Origin of the sequence: Duganella hordei, assembly GCF_040369125.1 — a bacterium.
Classification (GTDB): domain Bacteria; phylum Pseudomonadota; class Gammaproteobacteria; order Burkholderiales; family Burkholderiaceae_D; genus Rugamonas; species Rugamonas hordei.
Map to the genome: position 1 here is coordinate 1 of NZ_BPWI01000028.1, position 11,942 is coordinate 11,942.

An 11,942-nucleotide genomic window follows, 5' to 3' on the forward strand; every position below is an offset into this window, starting at 1 on the left:
GCCCAGGCCGCAGCAGACGCAGCGGCCAAGGCTGCCGCTGACGCAGCCGCGAAGGCTGCCGCCGATGCCGCAGCCAAGGCCGCCGCCGATGCGGCCGCCGCGCAGGCCGCCGCCGACGCCGCCAAGGCCGCTGCCGATGCGGCCGCGAAAGCCGCCGCCGACGCCGCGGCAAAAGCTGCCGCCGACGCTGCCGCAAAAGCTGCCGCCGACGCCGCAGCAAAAGCTGCCGCCGATGCGGCCGCCCAGGCCGCCGCCGACGCCGCCGCCAAGGCCGCTTCCGATGCCGCCGCGAAAGCTGCCGCCGACGCCGCAGCGAAAGCCGCAGCCGATGCGGCCGCCGCAGCAGCAGCAGCGGGCAGCGGCACGCCGACGCCGGTGGGGCAGGCGTTGAACTCGACGGTCAACATCATCAACACGGTGACCACGACGGTCCAGGCCAACAAGAACACGCCGGCCACCGTCCCCGCCGCGCCCGACACCACGGTGGCGAGCACCGGCAGTGGTAGTGGAGGCAACAGCAAGCCGGACGACAAGGTGCCGGACTCCAAGGCAACCGACAAGAAGGATGACACCGGCACCACCGCGGTCGCGAAGAACGAGCCGACCAAGAAAATGTATTGCAACTAGCTGGCGCTGGTCTCGGGCCCGCCACGCCGGCGGGCCTGTTTGTGACCTGAAATGCAACAGTCCCGGCAGCGATGTGAAAATCGAACCTTTCAATTGGGCATTACCTGATATGGCTATGCTAGCATCTGGGGTGAATGTAAATTGCCTCACCTAATGATGATACAAAATCAAAGTTAGCAAAACAGCTAGCAAAATTAAGAGCCGACACATGAGATATAGCTTAACGCGCCTGCTAGCAGGTTCCATCCTCGCCGCCGCCGTCACTTCAGCCTGGGCGGCCGAGCCGGCAGACGACAGCGCCCCCATCCGTTTTGAAATTTCACGTTTCGAAGTCAAGGGCAATACCCTGCTGCCGCAGCAGCAGATCGATGCCTTGCTGGCCCAGTACACCGGCACCGGGCGCGACTTCGGCGACGTGCAGCGGGCGCTGGAGGCGCTGGAAGCGGTCTACCATGCGCGCGGCTACAACATCGTCTCCATCGAACTGCCCGAGCAGGAGCTCAATCGCGGCGTGGTGCTGCTGAAGGTGGTGGAAACCAAAATCGGCCGCGTCAGCGTCAAGAACAACCAGTATTTCGACGAAGCGAATATCCGCCGCAGCCTGCCGGCGCTGCAGGAAGGCCGCACGCCGGATCTGGCGGCGGTGTCGCGCAACCTGAAGCAGGGCAACGAGAATCCGTCCAAGGAAGTCACGATGAAGCTGCAAAGTGGCGAAAAGGACGATGAGGTCGACGCCGTGCTGGACGTCAAGGATCAATCGCCGTGGAAGGTCATGGCCAACGCCGACAACACCGGCACCGAGCAGACCGGCAAGACCCACCTGGGCTTCGTCCTGCAAAACGCCAACCTGTTCGGCCGCGACCACCTGGTGTCGCTGCAGTACACCACCTCGGCCGAGGAGCCTGGCCGGGTCAAGGTCTATGGCGCCGGCTACCATATTCCGTTGTACGCGCTGGGCGACTCGCTGGACTTCTTCGCCAGCTATTCCAACGTCGACTCCGGCACCGTGTCGGCCGGCGCCTTCAACCTGGCCGTCAGCGGCAAGGGCGCCGTGTATGGCGCGCGCTACAACCAGAATCTGGCCAAGCGTGGCGAACTGGAACAGCACCTGACCTACGGCGTCGACTACAAGGCGTTCAAGAACAATGTTGAATTGCTGGATGTGCAGAGCGGCAATTCGCAGCTGGGCAACGACGTGACGGTGCATCCGCTCAGCGTCAGCTACCAGGCCAGCCTGCCGATCAAGGCGGGCGAGATCAGCGGGCAGCTTACTCTGGCGCACAACATCTCCGGCGGTTCCAAGGGCGATCAGGCGTCGTTTACGCTGGCCCGCACCGGTTCCAAGGCCGACTACACCGTGCTGCGCTTCGGCGGCAGCATCACCCGCGCGCTGGCCGGCGACTGGCAATTGCGCGCAATCGCCAACGGCCAGCTGACCAGCGACGCACTGATCCCCGGCGAGCAGTTCGGTGCCGGTGGCGCCACCTCGGTGCGCGGCTTCGCCGAGCGCGAAATTTCCAACGACTCCGGCCTCGGCATCAACCTCGAAGGCTACACGCCCAACCTGTGCAGCCGCGCCGGCTGGAATTGCCGCCTGCTGGCCTTCTACGATACCGCTTACGTCAAGCGCAATCACGCGCTGGCCAGCGAACTGGAAAGCACCACCATCGCCAGTACCGGCGTCGGTGCGCGCTTCGTGCTGTCCACTTACGCCAACCTGCAGCTCGATTACGGCCATGTGGTCCGTGCCGGCGCCACCACGCGCGCCGACGCCAATCGCTTGCACCTGAGATTGGGGCTGGCTTACTGAGCCTGATGAAGATCATGAAAAAAAATATCCGAAGCGGCCGCGCAGCGCAGGCTTACTCCTCCATCCCTTTGCGCCGCAAAATACTGGCGGTGATGGTCGCTGCGGCGTTCGGCGCCGCGCAAGCCAATCCCGTGTCGCCGACGGTTGTGCACGGCATGGCCACCTTCAATCAGCAGGGCAGCCTGTACTCGATCACCAATACGCCGAATGCCATCATCGACTGGCGCAGCTTCTCGATCAATGCCGGCGAAATCACCCGCTTCATCCAGCAAAGCGCCGACAGCAAGGTGCTGAACCGGATCACCGGCCAGGACCCGACGCAGATCCTCGGCTCGCTGCAGTCGAACGGCAAGGTGTTCCTGATTAATCCGAACGGCGTGATGTTCGGCGCCGGCTCGCGCGTCGACGTCAACGGCTTGGTGGCGTCCAGCCTGGCGATCTCGAACGCCGACTTCCTGGCCGGCAGGAACAACTTCACCGACGTCGCCAGCGCGGGCAAGGTCAGCAATGCCGGCACCATCACCACGCCGGCCGGCGGCCAGATCTTCCTGGTCGCGCCGGCGGTGGAAAACAGCGGCATCATTTCGTCGGTCAACGGCGACGTGGTGCTGGCGGCCGGCCACAGCGTGCAGCTGTTCGACTCGAAGGATCCGAACGTGCAGGTGGTGGTGTCGTCGCCGTCGGACCAGGCGGTCAACCTGGGCCAGATCGTGGCGCAGGGCGGCCGGGTCGGCGTGTACGGCGCGCTGGTGAGCCAGCGCGGCGCCATCAACGCCAACAGCGCGGTGCGCGGCGAGAATGGCCGGATCGTGTTGAAATCGAGCGGCACCACGATGGTCGAAGCGGGCAGCACGACCACGGCGGTGGGCAGCAACCTGAACACCGGCGGCGATATTCAGCTGCTCGGTGACAAGGTCGGCTTGACCGGCAACGCGGTGGTCGATGCCAGTGGCGCGGCCGGCGGCGGCACGGTGCTGGTCGGCGGCGACTACCAGGGCAAGAACGCGGCCGTGCAGAACGCGCAGCAAAGCTACGTCGGCAAGGATGTCGTCATCAGCGCCGACGCCACGGGCAGCGGCAACGGTGGCAAGCTGGTGGTGTGGAGCCAGGACGCGACGCGCATGTACGGCATGCTGTCGGCACGCGGCGGCGCCCAGGGCGGCGACGGCGGTGCGATCGAAACCTCGGGCCACTACCTCGATGTGGCGGGCGCTCGCGTCAATGCCTCCGCCGCGCAGGGCCACACCGGCAGCTGGCTGCTCGATCCGTATGATATTGAGATCACCGGAGTTCCCGGTGCCGCGTTGAATACGGTGGCCACCTTCGGTACGCCAACGACCGGCGTGACGACGATCGCCGCCGATGATATTACCATCGCCTCGGCCAACGTCACGCTGCAGGCGCAGCACGATATTACGTTCTCGTCGGCTATCCAGAACCTTAATTCCGGCGTCAGCCTGACGGCGCAGGCCGGCAACGACATCAAGGTCAACAACTCCTTGTGGATGACCGGCGACATTACGCTGAAGGCCAACGACAACAGCGGCGGCTACGCCAGCGGGATGGGCGGCGTTACGATCGCCAACGTCGGCGGTGCGGACGGCGCGGTGCAGACCGGCGGCCACAAGCTGACGCTGAGCGGCAGCTACGTCACCGTCAATGGCGGCATCCAGCTGGGCATCGGCGATTTCGACGCCCGCGCCGAAGCGGCGGACGGCTACATCACCGTGGGCCAATACGGCTCGATCCATACCACGTACAACGGCAGCAATGCGCCGTTGATTTCCTTCACGGCCGACAACATCAATCTCAACAGCGCGGCCGGCACCATCGGCACGACCAACAGCGACGGTTTTGCATCGGTGTCGTTTGCGCCGTACACCGTCAGCCGCGCCATCACCCTCGGCGCCAAGACCACCGGCACGTTGGGCTTGAGCCAGGCTGATTTCGACACGGTATCGGCCGGCAGCGTGGTCGTCGGCCACAGCGGAGCCGCCAACATCAACAGCGGCGGCGCGTTGAGCTTCAACACGGTGAACAACGTGCTGCTTGAAAGCGGCGCGGACATCAATCTGAATCACGCGCTGAGCCTGGGTACCGGACGCACCGGTGTGCTGCAGGCCAGCGTGGACGGCAGCGGAACGTTGACCCTGGGTTCCGGCGCGGCGCTGAGCACCGACACCGGCGGCGGCTCGGTGCAATTGACCGCGGACAAGATGAGCCTGGGCGGCAGCGTGGCGTCGTCGGTCATCAAGCTCGACACCTACACCAGCGACAAGAACATCAACCTCGGCGTTGGCGCGGCCGACTCGTCCACTGTGCTGGGTCTGACCGATACGGAATTGAAAACGCTGCACGGCGCGCATCTGAGCATCGGCACGGCCAGCGGCTACACCGGCTCGGACGTTGTCACCGGCGCCCTCAACCTGGCGGGTAGCACCACCGGCAGCACTGACCTGACGCTGGGCGGCGGGGCGGTCACGGTGCAAAGCGGCCTGACCGCGCTGAACGGGTTGAACCTGGTCAGCACCGGCGGCACCGTGTCCGGCAGCGGCGCGGTTACCGCCAACGATCTGTATGCGAGCGCGGGGACGGTCACGCTGACCGGCGCCAATGCGGCCAGCCTGATTCATGGCAATAGTTCCATCGGCGACTTCAGCTACACGTCGGCCGGCGCCATGACCCTCGGGAACATCAGCGGCGCTACCGGCATCGTCTTGTCAGCCGGCGGCAACATCACGCAGAACACAGCTTATGACATGCTCAACACTCCTGGGCTCAGCGTCAGCACGTCGGGCGCGGCAACGCTGAACAACGCCAGCAACCAGATCAGCGCGCTGTCCGCCACGAATATCGGCACGCTGAGCGTGACAAGCGTGAATCCCATGACGCTGGGCTGGCGCGGCACCGGCATCAGCCAGTCGTCAGGCAGCGGCTACCTGCAGTTCAACAGCAGTGCGACCTTGGGCAGCGGGATCACGTTGAGCGGCAATGATATTCGCTTCCGCGGTGGCAAGGTCAATTTGGCCGCAGGTACCGTTAATGGCACGGGCACCGCGCCGATGGTGAGTTTCGAATCGGGGCAGGGCGTCAATGTCGGCGCGGGCGCGGATATCATCGACACCAGCGCCATGTCGGTCAGCGACAACACGCTCAAGGCAATTCACAATGCCGATGTCAGCATCGGCAGCATGAGCGGCCAGGTGGTGGTGACCGGCGCGGTGGACCTGAGCACGTCGGCCAGCTACGCCCAAAACGTCGAATTGTGGTCCAAGCGTTCGACCAGTTCGGTGACGGTCAATGCCGCCATCAAAGTGGCGGGCGAGCTGGATCTGAACGGGCCGGCGGTCAGCATCAGCGCCACCGGCACCGCGATGGCCGATGTGGCCTCGATCGGCGCCGACAGCCTGAGTCTGCTGGGCGATGTCACGTCCAACACCGCCAGCATTGCGCCGTTTGACCACAACTACAAGATCCTGGTCGGCGGCACGGGTTGCTCGGCGGGCAGCTTTGCCGGCTGCCTGGAAATCACCAAGCTGTATCACATGGTCACGCCGACGTTGGGCCTCGGCGACAAGGGCGCGACGGATAACGTCGGCGATATCACGGTGCAAAGCCTGGTCGCGGGCGGCACCGGTGTCGATTCGCTCAACGCGCTCACCACGCGCGTAGGCTTGCTCAGCTACGGTGGCGACATCACGCAGACCGGCTCGATCAGCGTGAGCGAGCTGGGCGTGGCCACCAACGGCAATATCAACCTGACCAATGCCGGCAACGCGGTGGATAACATCGCCATGTGGCAGACCGGGGCCGGCAAGACCATTCAATTCACGGATAGCCGCAGCGTGGCGATCAGCCGCTTGACGGGCGGCGACGTCAGCGGCGCCACGCTGTATGACATCAGCGGTGTGCAAAGCGACGGCGACGTGACGCTGACTGTGGCGGGCAATATCAGTACCGCCACGGTGGGGGCCATCATCGCCAATACGCTGACCATGGACGCCACCCAAGGTATCGGTACCGAATCCACCGCGCTGAAGACCAATGTGTCAGCGCTGTACGCCACCAACACCGCCGGTGGCCACAGTACCGCCGACATCAATATCGCCAACGCCAACAACACTGCCCATGACGCCAATTACATGACGGTGTACAAGGCGCTGCAGGTCGACAGCGGCGGCGGCAATGACGGCGATGTCCGGATCGAAAACTGGGGCGGCTTGAAGATCGCCGCGGCTCCATCGCCAGCCCCGTCGCCGGCGCCAGCCTATGGCGTAGTGACGGGCAGCGGCAGCATCACGCTGCAGACGCACAGTCCTCTGGTCATCGATGGCAACGTCAGTACGGCGTCCGGCAATATTTCGCTGGCTGCGGGTACCAGCTATGATCCTACCAACCAGATCACCATCGGCAGCGGCGCGACCGTGGCGTCGACCAGCGGCACCATCTCGGTGACGGCGGCCAGCTACACGGTCACCGCAGGCGGCAGCGTTGCCGACGTCCATGGCCCGGTAACGCAGGCGACGACTGTCCAGCAGCCGCCGACACCGACTCCTGCGCCGACACCAACTCCGACGCCGACACCGACTCCGACTCCGACACCGACCCCAACGCCGACACCGACGCCATTGCCGACTCCGGTACCAACGCCAGTGCCGACTCCGGTGCCAACGCCAGTGCCGACGCCGACTCCAGTGCCGACGCCAGTGCCGACGCCGACTCCAGTGCCGACTCCAGTGCCGACGCCAGTGCCGACGCCAACGCCGGCCCCGACGCCAGTACCTACGCCGACGCCAACTCCAACGCCGCCACCATCGGCCGATATCTGCACGATCGCGCCGAATTCGGCGTTGTGCCAGGTGTTGTCGCCGCCGACGGCCAGCGAGCCGGTGAAGCCGGTGCAGCAAGCGTCGAACGAAGTCATCAAGACGGTGACGACGTCGCCGCCTAAGACCGACCTCGATCAGCTGGCATTCCTGGATAATACGAAGAAAACCACGACCACATCCAGCGGTGGCGCCACCACGGGCGGCACGACCACCTCGACCACGCCTGACGACAGCAAGTCCGACAAGACAGCCGACAAGGCTGCGGACAAGACCGACACCAAAGAAGTTGCATCCACTGACAAGAGCGGAACCAAAAATGAACCTGCTAAAAAAATGTACTGTAATTAAAGCGCTGATGCTGCTGGCGCTGTGTGGCGTCGTCAGCGCCAGCTGGGCCGCGCAGGTTGCCGGCACCATCGTGCAACTGAGCGGGCCGCTGCTGGCCAAGAAGGCCGACGGCGTCGTGCGCATCCTGTCGATGCGCTCGGAGGTCGAGAGCGGCGACACGCTGGTGACGGAGAAGAACACCTACGCCATGGTGAAATTCATCGACAACAGCGAAATCACGCTCAAGCCGTCGACCACCTTCAAGGTGGAAAACTTCAGCTACGACGCCGGCAAGCCTGACGGCGACAACGCGTCGTTCAATCTGGTCAAGGGCGGCCTGCGTTCGGTGACCGGCCTGCTGGGCAAGCGCAACAAGGAAAAGTTCGCGATGAAGACGCCGAGCGCCACCATCGGTATTCGCGGCACCACCTTCATCGCCGAGTGGGTCGAGCCGTCGGAGCAGGCTGTCGCCGCGCGCGAAGCCTACCTGATGGCCAGTACCGCCGCGCTGGGCGACGCCTACCCGGTGCAGCCACTGATGCTGGCGCAGGTCAATATCCCGCTGCCGAGGACGGTGACCCCGACCACCGGGCCCGTCTTGCCGCCTGGCCTGTATGTGCAGGTGATCGATGGACTGATCAACGTGAGCAACAAGGGCGGCGCCCAGAACTTCGCCGCCGGTCAGTTCGGCTATACTCCGACCCCGATCCAGGCGCCTGTCATCGTGCCGAAGAATCCGGGCCTGCAATTCACGCTGCCGCCGGCATTTAGCGCGCCGCCGCCGGTCTCCGGCTCGAGCTCGGCGCCCAAGTCCAACGCCGTCGATTGCGAAGTACGCTAATCCCGTCGTAGCCATACCAGGAAGGCCAGGTTTGATACCTGGCCTTTTTTATTTGCAAAAACGCTTGACCTTCCAATCATGGGATACTTGATGCTGGCAACATACGGATAGCAACGGGCGTCATCATGAATCAGCAAGCGATCAAAATTGAAGGCATGAGCTGTGCCTCCTGCGTCGGCAGGGTGGAGCGGGCGCTGACGGCGGTGCCTGGCGTGGACAAGGCCAGCGTCAACCTGGCGACCGAGATGGCGCGCGTCGAATCGGCGCAGCCGGTGGATCTGGCTGTGCTGGTGCAGGCGATCGACAAGGCCGGCTACCAGGGTATTCCGGTTGTGCCCGACGCCGTGGCCAACGCGCCGGCGTCGGCGCATGCGCCGTCGCGCGGCCTGCCCGGACCGCGCGACGGCCATGCCGTCCTGCTTGCCGGGCTGCTGTCTCTGCCGCTGGTGCTGCCGATGCTGATGGAGCTGGCCGGCGTGCACTGGATGCTGGATGGCCGCCTCCAATTCCTGCTGGCGACGCCGGTGCAGTTCTGGCTGGGAGCGCGTTTCTATCGCGCCGGCTGGCTGGCCGTGCGCGCCCGCAGCGGCAATATGGATTTGCTGGTCGCTCTGGGCACCAGCGCCGCCTATGGTCTGAGCGTCTATCAACTGCTGGCCGGCCGCGGCGCCATGCCGCATCTGTACTTTGAGGCGTCGGCCGTGGTCATCACGCTGGTCTTGCTGGGCAAATGGCTGGAGGCCCGGGCCAAGCGGCAGACCGCATCGGCGATCCGCGCCTTGCAGGTGTTGCGTCCGGAATCGGCCCGGGTGCGGCGCGGCACGCAGGATATCGATGTGCCGATCGCCGCGGTGCGCGTCGGCGACATGGTGGTGGTGCGTCCCGGCGAGCGGGTGGCGGTTGACGGCGTGGTGACGGAGGGCGCCAGCCACGTGGACGAGGCATTGATCACCGGCGAGAGCCTGCCGGTGGCGCGTCACGGCGGCGACCACGTCACCGGCGGCGCCATCAACGGCGAAGGGCTGTTGTTGGTGCGCGTGACGGCGGTCGGCGCAGAGAACACGCTGGCACGCATCATCCGGCTGGTGGAAGACGCGCAGGCCGCCAAGGCCCCGGTGCAGCATCTTGTGGACCGCGTGAGCGCGGTGTTCGTGCCGGTGGTGCTGGTGCTGGCGGCGTTGACGCTGGCCGGCTGGTGGCTGTTCAGCGGCGACATGGAGCTCGCCATCATCAACGCGGTGGCGGTGCTGGTGATCGCCTGTCCATGCGCGCTGGGGCTGGCCACGCCGGCCGCCATCATGGCCGGCACCGGCGTGGCGGCGCGCTACGGCATCCTGATCAAGGATGCGGAGGCGCTGGAGCTGGCGCATCGCATCACCACGGTGGCTTTCGATAAAACCGGCACGCTCACCGAAGGCAAGCCGTCGCTGGCGGCGCTGGAGCCGGCGCCGGGCGTGGCCGCGGCGCGCCTGCTGCAACTGGCAGCAGCCATACAGCGCGGCAGCGAGCACGCGCTGGCCCGCGCCGTGGTGGACGCCGCCGCAAAGGATGCCGACTCCATCCCCTTGTCCGCATCCGATGTCGCTGCCTTGCCCGGCCGAGGCATCGCGGCCTCCGTTGACGGCAGGCGCATGGTGCTGGGCAGCACGCGCCTGATGCAGGAGCGGGGCATCGACATGTCCGCGCTGGAGGCACGCGCGGGGGAACTGGAGAGGCGGGGCCACACCATCTCGTGGCTGGCCGACGTGGACGACAAACAGCTGTCAGGCCTGCTCGCCTTTGGCGACCGCGTCAAGCCGCAGGCCCGCGCGGCCGTGCAGGCGCTGCACGCGCTGAACATCCACACCGTCCTGTTCACCGGCGACAACCAGGGCAGCGCCGACGCCGTTGGCAAGGAACTCGGCATCGAGCGCGTGACCGCCAACATGCTGCCGGCGGACAAAGCCGCCGCCATCGACGCGCTGAAGCACGAGCATGCATGCATCGCCATGGTCGGCGACGGCATCAACGACGCGCCGGCGCTGGCGGCGGCCGATGTCGGCATCGCCATGTCCAGCGGCACCGACGTCGCCATGCACGCCGCCGGCATCACGCTGATGCGCGGCGATCCGGCGCTGGTGGCCGCCGCCATCTCGATCTCGCGCCGGAGCTACAGCAAGATCCGCCAGAACCTGTTCTGGGCCTTCATCTACAACCTGGTGGGCATACCGCTGGCGGCCTTTGGCCTGCTCAACCCGATGGTGGCTGGCGCCGCGATGGCGCTCAGCTCCGTCAGCGTCATCAGCAATGCGCTGCTGCTGCGCCGCTGGACACCGGAACACGCGAAAGGACAACCATGAATATCGGACAAGCGGCAACGGCCACCGGCATCACGGCCAAGATGATCCGCTACTACGAGAGCATCAACCTGATTCCGCCGGGCCGGCGCAGCGATTCCGGCTACCGCATCTACGGCGACAACGACCTGCATGCGCTGCGCTTCGTCAAGCGCGCCCGCACGCTGGGCTTTTCGCTGGAACAGATCCGTGAGTTGCTGTCGCTGTGGCAGAACAAGGAGCGGGCCAGCGCCGACGTCAAGAGCATCGCCATGGGCCACGTGGCGGAGCTCAATCAGCGTATCGCCGAGCTGACCGAAATGCGCGACACGCTGCACACCCTGGCCAGCTGCTGCCACGGCGACAACCGGCCCGACTGCCCGATCCTCCAATCGCTGGGCGACTAATCCGCTTACGCCCTGGAGAACATCCAGATCGTCAGCACGGCGCCGACCAGCACCACGAAGCCGCGCATCATTTTTTCCGGCAGGCGGTGGATCAGCCAGCCGCCGCACAAGCCGCCTGCGATGCCGCCGGCGCACAGCGCAACCGCGGCGGGCCAGCTGATCAGGCGCGAGGTCGCGAAGATCAGCGTGGCCGCCGCGTTCATCGCCATCGCCAGCACGTTCTTGGTGGCGGTGGCTGCGCGCACCTGCTGGCCGGCGATGGTCAGCGCGGCCAGCATCAGGAAGCCGATGCCGCCGCCGAAATAGCCGCCGTAGATGGCGATGCAGGTCTGCACCAGGATCAGCGTCCAGCGCGGCATGCTGCTGGCCGCGTGCAGCGGCTTCTTGCGGAAGCTGCCCCACGCGAACACCGACGTGGCGAACAGCACCAGCCACGGCACCAGCCGTGCGAAGAACGAGGGCGGCGTATTGAGCAGCAGGATGGCGCCGAAGATGCCGCCGATGCCGCTGATGATCAGCATCTGGCGGAAGGTCAGCGGCCCGACGTCGTCGACCAGCTTGCGGCCGGCGTAGGCGGAGGTGGTCTGGCTGGGGAACAGCGCGATGGTCGAGGTCATGTTGGCGGCCAGCGGATTGAGGCCGGCCAGCAGCAGGGCGGGGAAGGTGATGAAGGAACCGCCTCCCGCCAGCGCGTTCTGGACGCCTGCGAGGAAGCCGGCGGCGGCGACCATCAGGACGATATGCATTTCAAGCGGGGGAACTGGTGACATGACTGGACAGGCGTAA

At 65.7% G+C, this 11,942-nt stretch carries 6 protein-coding genes and 1 pseudogene; 6 read left to right on the plus strand and 1 reads right to left on the minus strand.

Translation table 11 applies throughout. The annotated features are described in order from the left end of the window. The 6 genes and pseudogenes from ABWW33_RS31240 to cueR all read left to right on the plus strand — a co-directional run. Nucleotides 1–627, plus strand: a pseudogene (locus ABWW33_RS31240) (hypothetical protein); the annotation flags it as partial. A gap of 208 nt (nt 628–835) precedes the next feature. After that, complete coding sequence (locus ABWW33_RS31245) at nt 836–2,437, plus strand: ShlB/FhaC/HecB family hemolysin secretion/activation protein (RefSeq protein ID WP_353405322.1); 1,602 nt, start codon at nt 836–838, stop codon at nt 2,435–2,437. Between the two features lie 14 nt (nt 2,438–2,451). Next, nucleotides 2,452–7,614, plus strand: a complete 5,163-nt coding sequence (locus tag ABWW33_RS31250; protein ID WP_353405323.1) for a two-partner secretion domain-containing protein — start codon at nt 2,452–2,454, stop codon at nt 7,612–7,614. Further along, nucleotides 7,583–8,434 (plus strand): FecR family protein, encoded by an 852-nt coding sequence (locus ABWW33_RS31255; RefSeq protein ID WP_353405325.1) that lies wholly within the window; start codon nt 7,583–7,585, stop codon nt 8,432–8,434. Before ABWW33_RS31250 ends, ABWW33_RS31255 begins: the two co-directional genes overlap by 32 nt. Before the next feature lie 125 nt (nt 8,435–8,559). Beyond that, nucleotides 8,560–10,773 (plus strand): heavy metal translocating P-type ATPase, encoded by a 2,214-nt coding sequence (locus ABWW33_RS31260; protein ID WP_353405326.1) that lies wholly within the window; start codon nt 8,560–8,562, stop codon nt 10,771–10,773. Beyond that, nucleotides 10,770–11,156 carry a Cu(I)-responsive transcriptional regulator gene (gene cueR / locus ABWW33_RS31265; RefSeq protein ID WP_353405327.1) on the plus strand — a complete coding sequence of 129 codons (387 nt, stop codon included), beginning with the start codon at nt 10,770–10,772 and terminating at the stop codon, nt 11,154–11,156. Before ABWW33_RS31260 ends, cueR begins: the two co-directional genes overlap by 4 nt. A gap of 5 nt (nt 11,157–11,161) precedes the next feature. On the opposite strand, the gene ABWW33_RS31270 is transcribed toward cueR, so the two are convergent. Next, entirely contained in the window at nt 11,162–11,926 is a 765-nt protein-coding gene (locus tag ABWW33_RS31270) for a sulfite exporter TauE/SafE family protein (protein WP_444551024.1), read from the minus strand. Nucleotides 11,927–11,942 lie beyond the last annotated feature (16 nt).

Excerpts from the sequence above, each read along its gene's own strand:
- ABWW33_RS31245 (WP_353405322.1), top strand. The coding sequence starts at position 836 with ATGAGATATAGCTTAACGCGCCTGCTAGCAGGTTCCATCCTCGCCGCC.
- ABWW33_RS31250 (WP_353405323.1), top strand. The coding sequence starts at position 2,452 with ATGAAAAAAAATATCCGAAGCGGCCGCGCAGCGCAGGCTTACTCCTCC.
- ABWW33_RS31255 (WP_353405325.1), top strand. The coding sequence starts at position 7,583 with ATGAACCTGCTAAAAAAATGTACTGTAATTAAAGCGCTGATGCTGCTG.
- ABWW33_RS31260 (WP_353405326.1), top strand. The coding sequence starts at position 8,560 with ATGAATCAGCAAGCGATCAAAATTGAAGGCATGAGCTGTGCCTCCTGC.
- cueR (WP_353405327.1), top strand. The coding sequence starts at position 10,770 with ATGAATATCGGACAAGCGGCAACGGCCACCGGCATCACGGCCAAGATG.
- ABWW33_RS31270 (WP_444551024.1), bottom strand. The coding sequence starts at position 11,926 with ATGTCACCAGTTCCCCCGCTTGAAATGCATATCGTCCTGATGGTCGCC.